This is a genomic window from Synechococcus sp. CC9616, from assembly GCF_000515235.1.
Taxonomy (GTDB): Bacteria; Cyanobacteriota; Cyanobacteriia; order PCC-6307; family Cyanobiaceae; genus Parasynechococcus.
The window spans coordinates 1,532,369-1,547,849 of record NZ_KI911558.1 but is presented as its reverse complement, the minus strand read 5'-3'; the positions used below and the strand labels follow the sequence as shown (position 1 = coordinate 1,547,849).

13 protein-coding genes are annotated in these 15,481 nt (G+C 56.6%); 2 read left to right on the top strand and 11 right to left on the bottom strand.

The features are described from left to right. Window positions 1-342 precede the first annotated feature (342 nt). From SYN9616_RS0109055 to SYN9616_RS0109015, 9 genes are all read right to left on the bottom strand, one after another. The gene (locus tag SYN9616_RS0109055) at window positions 343-549 is read right to left on the bottom strand and encodes a hypothetical protein (RefSeq protein ID WP_028952800.1); all 207 of its coding nucleotides are present in this window, start codon (window positions 547-549) and stop codon (window positions 343-345) included. A 24-nt stretch (window positions 550-573) separates the two neighbouring features. Beyond that, a complete protein-coding gene (locus SYN9616_RS15585; protein ID WP_037990869.1) occupies window positions 574-1,326 on the bottom strand; it encodes a sulfotransferase family protein in 753 nt (250 codons plus the stop codon). Between the two features lie 19 nt (window positions 1,327-1,345). Further along, window positions 1,346-2,200: a sulfotransferase domain-containing protein gene (locus SYN9616_RS0109045; RefSeq protein WP_051410998.1), complete on the bottom strand. Its 855-nt coding sequence runs from the start codon at window positions 2,198-2,200 to the stop codon at window positions 1,346-1,348. Window positions 2,201-2,202: 2 nt separating this feature from the next. Next, window positions 2,203-2,964 carry a sulfotransferase family protein gene (locus tag SYN9616_RS0109040; RefSeq protein ID WP_028952798.1) on the bottom strand — a complete coding sequence of 254 codons (762 nt, stop codon included), beginning with the start codon at window positions 2,962-2,964 and terminating at the stop codon, window positions 2,203-2,205. A 142-nt stretch (window positions 2,965-3,106) separates the two neighbouring features. Then, window positions 3,107-5,395, bottom strand: coding sequence for an N-acetylneuraminate synthase family protein (locus SYN9616_RS0109035; RefSeq protein WP_028952797.1), 2,289 nt, complete (start codon window positions 5,393-5,395; stop codon window positions 3,107-3,109). 39 nt (window positions 5,396-5,434) lie between these two features. Beyond that, the gene (locus SYN9616_RS0109030; RefSeq protein WP_028952796.1) at window positions 5,435-6,745 is read right to left on the bottom strand and encodes a DUF6716 putative glycosyltransferase; all 1,311 of its coding nucleotides are present in this window, start codon (window positions 6,743-6,745) and stop codon (window positions 5,435-5,437) included. Then, window positions 6,742-7,824 (bottom strand): DUF6716 putative glycosyltransferase, encoded by a 1,083-nt coding sequence (locus SYN9616_RS0109025; RefSeq protein ID WP_028952795.1) that lies wholly within the window; start codon window positions 7,822-7,824, stop codon window positions 6,742-6,744. The genes SYN9616_RS0109030 and SYN9616_RS0109025 overlap by 4 nt, the downstream gene beginning before the upstream one ends. After that, a complete protein-coding gene (locus tag SYN9616_RS0109020; RefSeq protein ID WP_028952794.1) occupies window positions 7,821-9,128 on the bottom strand; it encodes a DUF6716 putative glycosyltransferase in 1,308 nt (435 codons plus the stop codon). The genes SYN9616_RS0109025 and SYN9616_RS0109020 overlap by 4 nt, the downstream gene beginning before the upstream one ends. Window positions 9,129-9,152: 24 nt before the next feature. Next, entirely contained in the window at window positions 9,153-9,836 is a 684-nt protein-coding gene (locus SYN9616_RS0109015; protein WP_037990867.1) for a cytidylyltransferase domain-containing protein, read from the bottom strand. A gap of 62 nt (window positions 9,837-9,898) precedes the next feature. Between SYN9616_RS0109015 and SYN9616_RS0109010 the strand changes: the two genes are divergently transcribed. Continuing rightward, window positions 9,899-11,908 (top strand): capsular polysaccharide biosynthesis protein, encoded by a 2,010-nt coding sequence (locus tag SYN9616_RS0109010; protein ID WP_028952793.1) that lies wholly within the window; start codon window positions 9,899-9,901, stop codon window positions 11,906-11,908. 43 nt (window positions 11,909-11,951) lie between these two features. After that, entirely contained in the window at window positions 11,952-13,973 is a 2,022-nt protein-coding gene (locus tag SYN9616_RS0109005; protein ID WP_028952792.1) for a capsular biosynthesis protein, read from the top strand. On the opposite strand, the gene SYN9616_RS0109000 is transcribed toward SYN9616_RS0109005, so the two are convergent. Together SYN9616_RS0109000 and SYN9616_RS0108995 are read right to left on the bottom strand one after the other, a co-directional pair. Then, window positions 13,921-15,195 (bottom strand): beta-ketoacyl-[acyl-carrier-protein] synthase family protein, encoded by a 1,275-nt coding sequence (locus SYN9616_RS0109000; protein ID WP_028952791.1) that lies wholly within the window; start codon window positions 15,193-15,195, stop codon window positions 13,921-13,923. The genes SYN9616_RS0109005 and SYN9616_RS0109000 overlap by 53 nt on opposite strands. Next, complete coding sequence (locus SYN9616_RS0108995) at window positions 15,179-15,430, bottom strand: acyl carrier protein (RefSeq protein WP_232200237.1); 252 nt, start codon at window positions 15,428-15,430, stop codon at window positions 15,179-15,181. Before SYN9616_RS0108995 ends, SYN9616_RS0109000 begins: the two co-directional genes overlap by 17 nt. Between the last annotated feature and the right edge of the window lie 51 nt (window positions 15,431-15,481).

Here is a 15,481-nt window from a genome sequence, read left to right as displayed (position 1 = left end):
CTGCCAGCAGCGGATTGTCAGGGAGACGTGGTTTGGTCAGAGCACAGGTTGATCTCAATGGATGGCGAGCTCAGAGAGGCGGCTTGGCAGAGTCCCTGCCCTGTGATGCAGCTTGGACGGATTCAATTCGATTGCAGGATCGGGATGTTTCGCAAGCAACTCCCGGGTTGGAAACTTGGTCCTTGGAAGTGTCCAGATTAAGGCAGTAAGGAATATCAAGAACTGAAAATTTCCTGCCAAGTTCTATAATTGTACGACTATATTTCGTGGCCAAATGGCTTTTTAGGGTTGCTGTTAGAAGCTTTGTTTTCTTGAATTTAAACGTTTGAATACTATTTTGGGTTACGTCGCATCAAACTCGTGGTAATGGATGCGAATGGTGAGGTCTTCATAATCTGTTGCGATCAGCTCGATCGCATCTTCGTCGTTGGCACTTTTTCCATCCTTGACGCACTTTTCAAGGAGTTTTACGGCATGAATAACATCATGAAATGTTGCAATTGTGTCGGTGTGGCTGTCTAGAAAATGATGCTTCAGGATGAAGTCCATAGAAAAAAGACTTTTGCTCTGAATTTAAAATACTTGGCAGGCAGCCATGTCTTCGATCGGCGCATCGGGCGCCAACGGCTCGCCAGAGATCAATTGCTTCACACTGCTTCCTGCATAAAAGGTGGAAATATCATTGCTATAGCGGTCTTCCACCAGGCGAACAAGTCCAGGGTCTGAGAACAGCTCGCGAAGGTCATCACGTTGATCACCTCGTCTGACATTTTTGCTTGGAATCGTGCCCAACATTGGCAGCCTTTCGCGGTTGAGCCGACGTTGCAAAGACTCCCAGTGGCTTTGCATCTGCTCCATCTGGCCCACAAATGAGGGAATCAGCTTGCCATCGATGCAAAGAATGCTGGCCTGAGGAAGAAGGTGCACATCCATCTGATCATCCGGGGTCTTCACGACCCGATGCAAAAACTCTGCGAAGGGCATGTCATGACGCAAGCCCATGGCATGCATGGGGCCAGTGACATCCTCAAGCTCCAACACTTTGTTGTTGTAGGCGGACACCAATCTGTCGAATGGATTGCGCACAAAACTGAAGCTGAAGTGGGATCCGCGCAGCGATCGTGCTTCTCCGGGGGAAATTAAACGTGTTTCACCATGGGTGCTTTTGCTCCAGAAGGCGTCAGTGGTGGAGCGTGCTCCCTGTTCTGGGGCTTGCTGAAGCAAGCGATGAAGAGCTGCTTTGATGGACGTGTTGGCGACTTTGGGCACCCGGCCATAGATCAGAGGCAGCTGATTGAACAGAATGAAGTGGAGCTGGCTGCTCATGGTGTTGACATGCGTTTCATTAGAGCGACCAATCCCAGGAGTCCAACGGTCGACCCATATGTTGCAGCATCAACTCTGCATCAGGCCGAACAACGTCGATCAGATCACTTTTGAGGCGAGATGAGTACTCTGGAACTTCAATCAAATTGCGACCTTTGCTTCCTGCCACATTCCGCGTTGGAATCTTGCCCTTTTTAAGGATTTTCCCGAGCCTTGGTTTAATCCCTAAGAATGAAAACATGCTTGAGAGTGTCTTCTTGGGTCTGCTGATGAAGTCTTCATACATCATGCAGTGAATCATGTCTGCAGGGAAAACATCCAGGTAGCGCCTAAGCTGTTGGTGGTATAGGGAGGTGTCGACAATTCGTTTTCGCATGGATCGATTGCGCAGAATGTCGTGGAATTCAGGGCACTCAGGATGTTTGCCTCGATAGTGGCGCCATTGAGAGACAATTCTTTTTAATGGATGGCGAACAAGGTAAATTAATTTAATAACACCAAGGTGGTGATGGATGAGTTGGGGAGTGAGCTGAAACTCTTGTCCACTTGATGAATACATTGTACTGGCCTCTCCACGAAGCAGTTGGTCATGACCTGCTTCGAAAAAGTGTGCATACCAATCCCAGCCTCTGAGATAATTTCGCCCGAAAAATTTTGGTTCTTTCGCGCTACTGAAGTGAATATCTGGATGTTTTGTAAGTACCTTTGCCAGGCTTGTTGTTGCTGATTTTGCAGCGCCAATAATAATAAAGTTGGGTAGGCAGTCGTCGTAGCGTTTTGCGAGGTGGTCGTGCTTTCCGGCAAGACTGTCTCTGAGCCTGTATTGCAAGCGCAGTGATCGAGCACGAGAGCTGATTGGTTTTAGCAGCTCCATGCTTAGGAGTTTAAAGGCTCCTTTGTGCGGGCCTCTTTTGGCTTCAAAGGTCGAATTGGTGGCAGGGAGGTGTTGGCGATGAGGGTTTCAATTGAGACATCGGAATAGAAAAGGTCGACATCCTGACCATAAATCTCAAGAAATTTATCGATCAATCTCGAGCTGTTGAAATAGGGATCCAGATGACGGTCACCACTTCGCCTCACGTTCTTCTCTGGCAAGGCTTTGGCAAGGCGAATACCGCGTTTCAGCAAGCGTTTGCGAAGGATGGTCCAGTGATCATTCATTTGTTCCATCCTTCCAATGAATTTTGGAACCAGGCGTTCGCCCGACCGCAGGATGTGGTGTTGAGGCATCAAGTGAACATCGTAGTTGTCGATTGGTGTTTCCGTTAGGATTCCAAGAAAGTCTTCAAACGATATGTTGTGTGAAATGCCCATGCGTCGCATTGGTAAGGGAGGCTCATCGATTTCGATCACTTTGTTGTTGTAGGCAGCAACGAGGCGATCGAAGGGGTTGCGAACAAAGCTGAAGCTGAAATGACTGCTTCTTAGTTTTCTGGCTTGATTGGGTGTGAGCAGCTCGGTTTGATCATATGTGCAATCGCGCCAGAATCGATCGGATGTTGTTTTGATCGATTTAATTGGTTTTTGTTTTAGCAGCCTGCATAAGACAGCCTTGATTGAAGAGTTGGCGACCTTGGGCACCCTTCCGTAGAGTAAATCGTGTTCTTTGATGTGAATAAAGTGACGTGATCCCGACATGCTCGCTAATTGCTGCTAATGGTTTTAAGGGGTGTGGAAGAGATTAAGAGTGGATTCATTGATTATGGCTTAAATGATTCATTGATGTTTCATCGGAAATATGCGAAGAGATCTATGTATTGAGTGAATGCTCTTGCTGAGTTCAACGCGCCAAAGACACAGATTGCGACCTGCGGGCACTCAGCTCAAGGCGTTCGAGGGCCAGCCAGGCTCCTTCTCCAGCATTCTTGTGGCCTTGCCAGATTTCTGGAATGAATGATGCGGAGGGGCAGTGAAGGTGAATCAGTTCAAATAACTGAACCCAGTCGATCTCGCCATCCTGAATCTGTAATCCTTCACCATCCACATCCTTCGCATCAGCAAGATGGAGATGGGCTGTGAATGGAAGGATCGAATTTAGAAATTCTCGGAATGGTGCGTGGAGATAATTGCAGGCGAGTTTGGAATGGGATACATCCAGGCAAACCCTCATCGATTGCTCCTTGCAAAAATTGGCGATAAATTCGCTGTCTACAAAAAGATTGTGGAATCGCTGCCCACCGAAATGCCAGGGGAATGGTGGCATTGTTTGAGGGATAATCTCAACTTCACCTTCCGTCTTGAGTTCGATCAGGCTTTGAATCAAACGTTCATGCAGTGGCAGCTTTTCGGATCGGTCGAGATGACGATGTTCAGAAAAACCACCCACATTGGTGACAAGTAAAACGGGTTCAGGGCAGTTGAAACGTCTACGAAGATCTCTGGAGATGTTGATGACGCGCTGCAGCTCCATTACGGAGTGATCTCTGTAGTCCTGATCGGCCGTACAGAGATCGAGAGTATGGTCGCCAGCGAACAGTTCGGGCGCGTGAATCACCAGGCCAATGTTCTGACGTTCCGGCAATACTTGTTCGAGATCTACCTCCAGATCTTTGTAGCTGAGATGAATCTCAACCAAGTCAAGATTACTGGACTGGGAAAAGGTTTTGATGTCGTGATAACGAACTGGTAAACCAAATGGCTGAGCAAATTGGTAACGCTTTGGTTCAGCGGCTGGTGTGTCGAGATCGGATGGGAAGAAGACGTCACCTTGAGCTTTGCTCACAGGTAAGCGGCGACCAATCAGTTCCGGAAGACGGTTTGGCTGCAAGCCTTGGCCAGGACTTTGAATCCGGATCATGGATTCTGTGATCTCCGTGCCGGCGGGGATGTCGCAGGCGGCGACAAGGCTCTTGGCCAGAACCTCGCGATTCATCATTTCGCCCTGGCTGATGCTTCGCTCTCCACCCTTGCCCATGGATTCCTCCACGCGGCGAATTCCCTGCATCATCTGAGCGAACTCGTCGGGTAGCAGGCTCACTTTGTGATCGTTCCCCTCCATGCTCCGGTCGAGAGTGATGTGTTTTTCAACCACCGATGCGCCCAAGGCAACGGCTGCGATTGGAACTTCAATACCCCTCTCGTGACCGGAGTAGCCCACAGGGGCTTCTGCTAATTCGCGTAACCGATCGAGGTAGCGAAGGTTGACGTCCTTGAAAGGCGTTGGGTACGTGGAGTTGCAGTGGAGCAGCACGTAGGTGGCTCCCTCTTGTTGGAGATGCTTGATTCCCGAACGGATCTCAAGCTCGTTGGCCATCCCGGTCGAGCAGATCAATGGCTTGCCCGTCGCCGCAAGTTGGCTGATCAGGGCGTGGTTGGTGAAATCAGCGGACGCAACTTTGAAGGCTTCCATCCCCCAGCGATTGAGCTTGTCGAGGCTGGTCTCATCCCAGGGGGTACAGAGGGGAATGAGGCCCCGTTCAGCTGCGTAGTCAAAGCACTGGAACAACTCGTCGTCCGTGAGTTGAAACCGCTCCAGCAAATCAAGGGTGTATTGCGTTCCGAGGTCGGATGCGAGATCGTCGCTCTTGCCGGCATTGCCATACAGACGGCTCATGTCCCGCATCTGGAACTTGGCGCAATCAACGCCGGCTGCGTGAGCAGCATCGATCAGTTGCAGTGCGATCTCAAGCTTGCCGTTATGGTTATTGCCGATTTCCGCAATCACAAAACTCGGCTCTCCCAAACCGATTTTCCGATTGCCGATCTGGAGTCCATCGGTGGCTTGTATGGCAACGGCCACGATCCGCCCATGGTTATCGAGCAGAGGCAGGGCAATGATCCTGGAGGTCAGAACGGTTGCCAGCTCGGCTGCTGATGTTCCCTCCGCTGCACTTTTGCAGTCCGGATTCATCGCAGCGGTGACGGGTTGGTTCAGATCAATCTCACCGCATGTGGCGATCCAGCGTCTGAAATCACCGTCCGTCAGAACGCCCTGAAGGATCCCAGCTTCTGAGACCACGAAGATCAGTCGGGACTGATTGGCCGTGATCTTGCTCAGGGCAGACAGGATGCTGTCTTCCGCGAAAACAACGAACTGCGTGAAGTTCCTCTCGATCTGAATACCCTTCACAGTTCGTGCTGCAGCAGCTCCGCCATGAACCTGCAGACATTACCCCACATCCCTGTAAGTCAGAAGCAGGAGTAGAGCTCTTGAAACTGGGTTGAGCTGTCGAACAGCGGCGAGTCGTCTGGCGACGTTCCGATGGGTGGGGCGAAGCAAGGTTCCCAGCATCAGCAGGCTCGCGGCTTCCTCCCAGTTGCGGGCTTGGATGGCTGTTTCTGCGTTTCTCCTGAGTTGGGTGAAGCTGAGATTGGCATTGGTGAGGTAGCCGGATTTGTTCTTTAAGCGCTGCCTTGGCTTGTTCTTCAGGTCGCTTAAGGCTTCAACCAGGTCTTCGGGATGGAAGCCATCTCCGTATCCCATCCAGCTCAGCCATTGCTGATCCGGATCGGGATGCTCTTGGTCGAGGGCATCGAGATCCACCACATCCTTGAGGGAGTACCAAACGCCGCTTCCAGCGAAGACATGGCTGCCATAGCGAGGGTTGATGCCGAAATCAGCCATCACCAACGGTCTGCAGCCGAAGTCGAGGGCATCGAAGAACGCTGTTGAAGACACCGTTGCCATCAATCTTGAGCTCCTTAAAAGCTCCGGCATCGGCCGGTAATCGATTTTCAGATTTTCCGGAGGCTGTCCAATGCTCTGCCTCAGGGTTTCGCTGATGTGAGCGTCCAACGCGTGGAATGTAGATTCCCCTGGAGCGATGCGCGGCTTGATCAACACCTGCCAGTCCGGGGAGCGGCGGGCCAAATCTGCAAGGATCCTGACCATTTCTGCACGGTCCTCCTGACTCGAGGGCATCACCACCTGCTCGGCGAACAGAAACTGCCTGGGTCGCTCTGCCTGGGCTGACCATTCACGCTCAAGGGGCCCGTTGCGGCGCAGGCCTACCAGCACGCTGCGTTGCTGCTCGTACGGCGTGTGCTGAATCATGCGTTCCATCGCCTCACGGTCTCTGGGACCGCTGAGACTGATCAGGTCGTAGCCGAGCCGCCAGCTCATGCCTTCGAGAAATTTCTCGAGCACGACCCCATTGAATCCGCAGAACAGCAACGGCCTCTTGCTCTCAGGCAGCAGGTCGAGGGCAATTCGGAAATCGCTGATTTTGCTGCCTGTCAGGTAAACGCCAATGGCATCAAAGCCCTGGAGTTCCGGATGGGTGAGCAGTTTTCCCATGTCATGACGCCAGAGCCTGCTAAGCCTGCCGATGCGGGACAGGATCACATCAGGCGTTCCTTCTCTCGGGATCACGTTGATGGTGACGTCAACGCCTTGAAACGACGGCGACTGGCACAACGCTTCGCAGGCCAGCAACTGGCTATCGCTGTCACCGATCAGCAGGATCCTGAAGTCGCTCATCGACGCCGCTCCCCGATCTCCGCCAAAGAACGGATCAGCCGATCAGGTCCATCGTGTCGAGCCCACCCGATCGCGTCCAGCCACTGTTGATTGACTTTTGGCAGCTCCATCAGGTCGTCGAGGTGGCGCACGGCCGAGAGCCGATGCATCAGGCCACTGCCGAAGAAGGCGGTGGTGCCTTGATCGGTGTGGACGCCGAAGTCTCCGATCACGAGACTTTGGCGCCCCCAACAGATCGGTGCCAGAGCCCATGGAGAGCTCACTGTGATGCAGGCGGCGCAGTTCGCCAGGAGAGGCAGCATCTGTTCAGGTGCTGCGAACGCTGCGTTGGCTGGAAAGGTCCAGTCCTCAGGATTGAATTTTCGGATCCATGGCTGCTGCCGTGTGGAGCCGTGATCGCGTGTCACGATCACGTTCCATTCCGGTGAGTTCTCGGCCCAGCTCAGCAGTTGCCGAAGCAGCTGGGTTTTGCCGCCAACCTGGGTGGGGATCGATCTCTGGACCAGTGCCACCAGGGTTTTCGGCATGGTTCTGCCAGTCCCACTCTCGCCGCCACTGAGACTTCCGATCGGTGGACGCTCGGGCAGAAACCAGAGCCCTGCACTGACGACGGCCGGCCGGTGGAGATGGTCAGGCCAGTGGCGAGTCATCGCCTGTGCCTCATTTACGTGTCGTTCACCCGGGACCAAGACGAGATCCAGGTGCTCGCGTTCAGACAGCGCTGAGATCAGAAGATCACCAACATCAACACTGACCGCTCCACCGAACAGCAGTGCTGGCTTGGCATCAATGCTCTGACAGAGGGCGCGATAACTTTTTGCAAAACTCTGTTCCTCCAGAGTGTCTTTGAGAAACAGCCCAATCGCATTCGCCTTGTCAAGCAAGGGAGTCCCGAGCAGCTCCTTGGCACTGAGCTCGATGTCGATGCCCAAAACTGGAAGGTGATTCGAAACCTCCGATTTCGTCTGTTTGGTTCGACCGACCGTGAGGCATGTCTGGCCCAGCCCTCTGAGCTGGTTGGCCAGTTGAACGCAGGCGAACTGCTGGTCAATGCCATCACTGATCAGGACAAAGGTCATCGCCCACGCAAAAGGTTGGACAACCAGCCGAAGCCCACCAGAGCATCACGGATTCGACGGATCAGGCTACGGGTCTGGTGCCGTTTGAGCTGGCTGGATCGTGCTCCGCCGCTGCTCAACATGCGACGGCCTCCGTGCTTGATCGCGAAGCTCTGCCAGCACGTGCTGCCCCAGGCTGCAGGTCCGATGCTGTTGTTTTGAAGTGGCCCCACGCCTTGCGCCAGGCAATCCAACACGGCCGACAAAAAGGTTTCCAGACCTTGGGGCTGCAAGCCGTTGGCGTTCAGCCACCCCTTGTCATGTGTCGGGGTGAAAGGGTCCTCGCCAATCTCCTCAAAACTGGCGATGCAGCCGGATTCGGCGAAAAAGTGATTGCCGAGGGTTTCGGTGACACCAAGATCCGAGACGATTTTTGTGCTCACCCCCATTGCCATCGATTCAAGCGCAGCTGTGGAGGAGACGGTGATGGCACAACCGCAATGGCGCAGCAGGCGTAGCGACGGTTTGAAACTGAGCTGAAGATTGGGAATGGTCTCTGACATCCGATCGATCACGCTGGCCATTTCGCCGTGGCTGCGATGCAGGGTTCGTTCCAGGCTTGAGGTGCGGGGTTTGAAAATGATCGGGGTCTCAGGTTTTGCCAGTGCCAGTTCCTTGAGTTGTCTGCAGAGGTAACGGCGTTGCAAGGGATGCACGGGGATCGAGGGTTGCTCGAAAAACACGATGGATGAGATCTCGGGCTCCTTCTTGCGTTTCTCCACCCTCCAGAGAATCGGTAGTCCCGTCAGCACCGCATTGCTGCTGTCCATACCGAGGGCAGCGCAGCCTCGCCTGTAGGTGTCGAGATCCTGCTGGCTGTTGAGACAGAGCAGGTCGACGCCGGAGCGGTCCAGCATTCCCTCCAGAGCGAAGCGGAACAGGATGCCCGGGTAGGCACTGACCAGGACGGGACGTTGCGATGTCGCTCCCCAAACGGCCTTGAGCTGCAGTAAGCCATCACGACTTCGCTGGCCATCCAGTCCCAGATACAAGACGTCGATCGATCCGGCCATGCCATCAGCCAGCTTTCGGAAGCCATCCCAGCGCCCCTGCTGAATCGTGATCCGCGGATCGATGCGCCGGATCTCCAGCCGTTGCCGTCGAGACAGGGATCGATTCGGAGTTTCCAGCAGATGCAGTGTGGTTTCAGCACCTTCTTTGCGGCATGCCGATAGGAGCGTCATCGCCGTTTTGGCGAAGGAGTCAAAACAGGCGACAGCTGAGATGCGTCGACCGGCCAGCCGCTTCTTGTCTGCTGGCGCCATCAGCCTGGTCAAGATCAAGCAAAACTAGCTGGGTTCGATCACAGCGAGATTTCGGCAGAGCTCCAGGTCGCTAGTCGTGTCGATCTCCGGACCACTGTCCTCTAGTACTACAGGGCGCCATGGGGCACAGAAGCGACTGCCGCAGTTGAGAAATGCAGCCGTTTTCATCGCGTAGATCGCGCCGGTTTCCAAAAAGGATGGCTCAAGGTCCTGGCGGCGTTGTCTGGCCTGCTGCGGGTCATGGTTGATCCCCCGTCCGTCATCGCGCCAGAGGAATCCATGCCAGGGCGCCACGGCAAAGGCGCTGTTGACGTTCTTCGGCTGCAACGCCGTCAACACCTTATCAATCTGTTGTCCTGTTGTGAATGGAGAGGTGCATTGCAGAAACACGATCGATGAGGGCAAGGAGCCATCGGCAGCAAAGAGATCCAACGCATGCAGCAAGGCTGATTCCGAACTGGCCGTGTCGTTGGCAAGAACAGCGGGGCGCCTCACCACTTCAGCTCCGTATTCCAGAGAAACCGCCGCAATGGCGTCGTCATCTGTGCTGACCACCACGCGCGTCACCTTGGCGCTGGCCTGGGCGGCCCTGATGCTGCGGGCCACAAGGGGGACGCCGCCGACGTCTTTGAGATTTTTGCCAGGGATTCCCTTCGACCCTCCTCGGGCTGGAATCAGGGCCATGGCCGAGTCGTCAGACTGGTGCATCAGAGCCGATAGCTGTGATCGGAGAGGATTCGATGGGCTCCGTCCTACTCCCGCAGCAATCGATGACCGTCCCTGACGCCCAACGGCTGGGTGTGCCGATGACGGGGATGCTGACCCATCGCTCTCTGCCGGCATTGCTGGCGCCAGCATCTCTGGTGGTTGGTCAAAGGGCTTGTCGTCGAGAGCGTCCCGATGCGCTTCTTGCCTGGGGACGACGGCCTCGTGCTGCGCGGGTGGAACGGCTTGGGCAGCAGTGGGGATTGCCGGTGTGGCATCTCGAGGACGGATTCCTTCGTTCCATCGGCAAGGGCCCTGACCAGCCACCTCTTTGTCTGCTGGTGGATGACATCGGTGTGCATCTCGATGCCGCTGCACCCAGTCGCCTTGAGATCAGGATTGGTGGCCTGCTTAACCAGGCCCAGGCTCAGCGGGCAGCGGCGGTCCGCAGGCTCTGGTGTGAGCAACGCCTCAGCAAGCTGAATCCTCCCCGCGACTCCCCGCCTCCTCCGGGTCCGTTCGTGTTGGTGGTGGACCAGTCAGCAGGCGATCGATCCATCGATCTCGGCCTGGCTTCAGCCAACTCCTTCACGTTGATGCTCGCGGCGGCTCTCGAGGAAAACCCGGATTGCTCCGTTGTTGTGAAAGTGCATCCCGATGTGATCCATGGCAAAGCGAAAGGACATTTCAGACGACGCGACCTGGACCATCCCCGCGTGCAGCTTTGCGCGGATGGAGGTCATCCAGCGGCATTGCTGGAGCAAGCCAGCGCTGTGTATGTCGTCACCTCGCAGATGGGGTTTGAGGCGCTGCTCTGGGGGCGGACGGTGCACTGCTTTGGCATGCCCTTCTACGCAGGCTGGGGGCTGACGCGGGATCGGCTTCCTCCTCCAGTCAGGCGAAACGCAGGAGCTTCTTTGGAGCAACTGGTCCATGGCTGTTTGATCGACCATCCCCATTGCATTGATCCCCACAGCTGGAAACCTTGTCCAGTGGAAGATCTGATGCGGGCTATCGGTCTGCAGCGGCGGGTTCAGGCGGCAGGTCCGCCCCGTGCTCAGGCGTTTGGCTTCACCCCCTGGAAACAGCGCAACCTCAGGCGTTTCCTGGCGGGCACACGGGTGCAGTTCCCCTGGCCCTGGCAACAGAGCGGACATCGAACCGATGCCCTGGTGGTTTGGGGGCGTCGTGAAACGCCCCGCTTGCTTCAGGTGGCACGGCAGCGTCAGCTTTCCCTCCTCAGGGTGGAGGACGGCTTTCTGCGCTCCGTTGGTCTAGGCGCTGATCTGATCGATCCGATCTCCTGGGTGGTGGATCGATCGGGGATGTACTACGACGCCACCCAGCCCAGTGACCTGGAGCAGCGCCTGGCTTATGGCAGCTGGACGGAGGAGCAATTGCGGAGGGGCGGTCGCTTGCGGGAACGACTGGTGCAGGAGGCCATCACGAAATACAACCTCAGTGCGCCCGATTGGCAGCGCCCTGCCGATGCGACGCGGGTTGTGCTGGTGGTGGGACAGGTCGAGAGTGACGCCTCAATTCGCTTCGGGGCACCAGGCATCAGGTCCAATTTTGAGTTGCTCAGGGCTGTAAGAGCTGTTGAGCCGGAGGCCTATCTGCTTTACAAACCCCACCCGGATGTCGTGGCGGGTCTCTGCCGGCCCGGCAGCGGCGAAGCCACCGCTGCTCAGTTTTGCGATGAGCTGCTCACGGTCGGTTCGATCCAGCAGCTGTTCGAACAGGTGGATGCGCTGCATGTGCTCACCTCCCTGGCTGGATTTGAGGCACTGCTGCGGGGGCTGGAGGTGCACTGCTGGGGTCTTCCCTTTTATGCCGGCTGGGGTCTCACCAACGACCGGCAACAATCGGCACGCCGAGGCCGCAATCTCAGCCTTGATGCTCTCGTCCATGCCGCTCTGATCGACTATCCCCGCTACGTGAGTCGTCGCAGTGGTTGGTACCTCGAGCCTGAGCAGGCGATCGAGGAGCTCGTGCTCTGGCGCCAGGCACCACCAGCACGGCGGACCCTCATTCAGGTGTTGTTCCGCAACTGGGGGCGTCTGCGGCGCCGTTAAGCCGTGCCAAACTTGGCATACATTGGTCTGGATTGACAGCGCTTTGGTTAGAGGGCGGGCACCGGCATTGGTGCAGGTGCGCATCGATGGACCTGTGCTGCTGCTGATTGGGCCGATCGGCCTGTTTTTTGCGCGCTTCTGCCGCTATCTGCAGGGATGCGGCATCCCTGTGAGCAAGATCAGCTTTCCGCTCCATGAATTCGGCTTCCCAGCCAATGTGAGGATTCCTTACAGCGGTTCAATGCAGGACTGGCGGCCGTTTCTGCGCCAGTTGCTCGTTGAGAAGCGGATCCGGCACATCTTCATGTATGGCGATTTCATCATTCCGCACCGCATTGCGATTGAAGAAGCCAGGGAACTTGGAATCGAGGCGTGGGTCTTTGAACTTGGATATCTGCGTCCGAACTATGTGACGTTGGAGCGGGATCGCGTCAATGCCCGCTCCAACCTCAATCAACCGGTTGAGACGTACAGGGGCTTACCTCCAGTCGATGCCCTGCCGAGCGACATCGTGCTCGATCCAGGCTGGCGCTGGCGTAAGGCGTGGAAGGCGCCCACCTTCGTTCAACACGCGTTCACGCGCTACCCCATCATTGAAGGAGAGCACAAACTGCAGCCCTCACCATGGTTTCTGTGGTGCCAGCTGCGGGGAAGCTGGCGCTTCTGGCTCTATCGCTGGCGGGAAAGACCGCTCAAACGTCGTCTTCTCGAGCATGCGTCCTATTTCCTCGCTGTCCTGCAGGTCTCCAGTGACAGCCAGATCCAGATGGGATCGCCCTATCGCGGCATGCATGACTTCATCGAGGACGTGATTCGTTCCTTCGCCGCTCATGCGCATGCGTCGGACCGTCTGGCCTTCAAGCACCATCCCCGAGACCGCGGCTACAACAATTACGAAAGCCTGATCGCTCTGCTGGCTCATCGCTATGGGGTCAGTGGTCGTGTGCACTACTTCCATGACGGTGCGCTCAGCCGCTTTCTGCGGACATGTCGCGGTGTCATCACCGTCAACAGCACCGTGGGGCTTCAGGCGCTGTTTCATGCGGTGCCTACTAAAACGATGGGCAACACCTTCTACAACCTGCCTGGGCTGACCGATCAGAAGCCCTTGGATGAGTTCTGGAGAGATCCTCAACCCAGTGAGAGGCCGCTTTTTTACCGCTTCTACAACCACCTGGTGAAGACGACCCAGGTGAACGGCAATTTCGATGGTGATTTTCCCTTTCGCATCACCTTTCCGATCGGTCAGGAGGCTCGTCAGCTGGCTCCCGCGTCGCAGCCTCCCCGCTTCAGCGCTGGACGAGGTGGCAATCCAATCCTGACGATCGCGCGTGTTCTTGCGCGGCTGGGCTGGGCGGTGATTGGTTTCCTTCTGTATGGCCTTCAGCTTCCAGCGATGCTTGTGAGGCGACCGGACTGGGCAGCCCAGCTGATGACACTTTCTTGCGCTGTCGCCCTGCGTGCGCTGGGGGTTCAGGTGGTGGTCGACGACAGCCAGCGCAGTGAGGACGCCGACGTGCCGCTCGTGCACATCTTCAATCACCGCAGTCCCTGTGACGGACTAGTGATTCAGGGCATCCTCAAGTTGCCCGGCCTGACAACGGCTCAACTGCATCTGAAATGGGTGTTGCCCGGCTATGCAGCCGCGGCTCGTAATGCAGGGGCAGCTGTTCTCGATCACCGTGTTCCCCAATCCCGTCTTGAAGGAATGATGGGGGCTTCGGCACTGCTGCGCGAATACGGAGAGATCATGATTGCCCCCAATGGCTCGCTGGTCACGCCCATCGAACAGAGGGTTTCCTCCAGTGCCTGGCTTCTGGCACGCCATCACGGTGGTCGGCTTGTTCCATGGGTGTTCCGGTACGACGGCATGGATGAGGCCCTCGGAGCCCGCTACAAACCTTTGGTGATGCTCTTGAGTCGCTTGGCGGCTCCATTGGGAACCATTCACTGCCGGCGTGGTCGTTCGCTCGACCTGAAACTTCCCAAGGACCATCTCGACCGTGAAGGTTTCACCCGCGCGGTTCAGGAGTATTACCGGCAGGAGCTGACAACAGGACGCTGATGTTGTGGCCGCCGAAACCAAAGGCGTTCTTCAGCAGCAATGGGTCGTGCCCGCGTGATGAGATCGTCTGATTCCCAGCTGTGGTGACGGCGAGGTCTACCTCAGGGTCGAGAGGGTCCGCATTGACACTTCTTGGGATCAGGCCAGACCTCAGGGACTGCAAGGCAATGATCGCCTCAACGGCACCGGCTCCGCCGAGCAGGTGACCGAGCTGGCCTTTCGGTGCGCAGACGGGAATGTGATCCGCCGCTGATCCAAGGCTGCGACGTAAGGCCCTTGCTTCGGCCAGATCTCCCAGGCTGGTTCCCGTGGCATGGGCCTGAACAGCGGAGAGATCACTGGGGCTGATGTCAGCTCTGCGGAGAGCGTCATCAATCGCCCGACTCGCCTGAAGCCCCTGCGGCTCCGGGGCAACGATGTGGTGCGCGTCGCTGCTGCTGCCGCAGGCCAGGATCCAACCCAGTCGAGGTTTTGAACCGACGTCGCGATCCCTCATCAACGCCAGCATCCCCGCTCCCTCTGAAAGGACGAAACCATCTCGGGACTGTCCATAGGGGCGAGATGCCTGATCCGGTTCGTTGTTTCGGCACGAAAGGGCTCGCATTGCCGAAAAACCAACGAGGCCGAGACGGTTCACCGGTGCTTCCGATCCACCAGCAAGAACGAGATCGGCGCGGTCGTCCTGCAGCAGCATCTTGGCCAGCATCAGGGCTTCTGCTCCGGAAGCACAGGCTGAGACGGGCGTGTGGGCCCCGCCGAGCAGGCCCAGATCAATGGCGACCTGACCAGCCGGCCCATCCGGAATCAACATGGGCACGGTTAGGGGATTGACCCGCGACGGTCCCCCTGTGGTGAGCTGTTGATGTTGCTCGTGCATGGTGCCAAGTCCGCCAATGCCGGTGCCCACCACGACAGCCACCCGTTGCCTGTCAATCCCGGCATGGAGCTCTGCTGCCATGGACCAGGCCTGACGCGCGGCCATCACCGCCAGCTGGGCACAGCGGTCGGAACGCCGGCGCAGCAATGGTTCCAGCTCTGACAAGCCTTGTTCGTCAACGCATCCTGCAACCCTGCTTGGAAGGTCAGCAGCCCAGTCCTGACTTAATGACTGAATACCGGACTTGCCTTCAACGACTGCCGTCCATGTGGCGTCCGGGTTGGTGCCGAGTGGTGACAGGGACCCCCAACCGACAACCGCGATGCGTTCAGGTGGTTTCGGCATGGGTTGGCTGGATGTCCAGGGACTCCAGATGGCGTTGGATATCAGCGACGGTTCGGAACTTCAAGAGGTCTTCTTCCCTGATGCGGATTCCGAAACTGGTATCAGCTTCAATCAGGATTTCGTAGAACCCCAGAGAATCGATGCCGATGTCCTCCATCAGGCGGGACTCCGGCTGAATCGTTGCCGGATCGGCTCCAGAGATGCGATGCAGGATCTCGATTAAGCGATCTTGCAACTCATGCTTGTCAGGGAGTGACTCTCCCAACCCGCAACTCCTCAGATTTGA

Coding starts and splice junctions, on each gene's coding strand:
- SYN9616_RS0109055 (WP_028952800.1), bottom strand. CDS start 549: ATGGACTTCATCCTGAAGCATCATTTTCTAGACAGCCACACCGACACA.
- SYN9616_RS15585 (WP_037990869.1), bottom strand. CDS start 1,326: ATGAGCAGCCAGCTCCACTTCATTCTGTTCAATCAGCTGCCTCTGATC.
- SYN9616_RS0109045 (WP_051410998.1), bottom strand. CDS start 2,200: ATGGAGCTGCTAAAACCAATCAGCTCTCGTGCTCGATCACTGCGCTTG.
- SYN9616_RS0109040 (WP_028952798.1), bottom strand. CDS start 2,964: ATGTCGGGATCACGTCACTTTATTCACATCAAAGAACACGATTTACTC.
- SYN9616_RS0109030 (WP_028952796.1), bottom strand. CDS start 6,745: ATGAGCGACTTCAGGATCCTGCTGATCGGTGACAGCGATAGCCAGTTG.
- SYN9616_RS0109025 (WP_028952795.1), bottom strand. CDS start 7,824: ATGACCTTTGTCCTGATCAGTGATGGCATTGACCAGCAGTTCGCCTGC.
- SYN9616_RS0109020 (WP_028952794.1), bottom strand. CDS start 9,128: ATGGCGCCAGCAGACAAGAAGCGGCTGGCCGGTCGACGCATCTCAGCT.
- SYN9616_RS0109015 (WP_037990867.1), bottom strand. CDS start 9,836: ATGCACCAGTCTGACGACTCGGCCATGGCCCTGATTCCAGCCCGAGGA.
- SYN9616_RS0109010 (WP_028952793.1), top strand. CDS start 9,899: ATGACCGTCCCTGACGCCCAACGGCTGGGTGTGCCGATGACGGGGATG.
- SYN9616_RS0109000 (WP_028952791.1), bottom strand. CDS start 15,195: ATGCCGAAACCACCTGAACGCATCGCGGTTGTCGGTTGGGGGTCCCTG.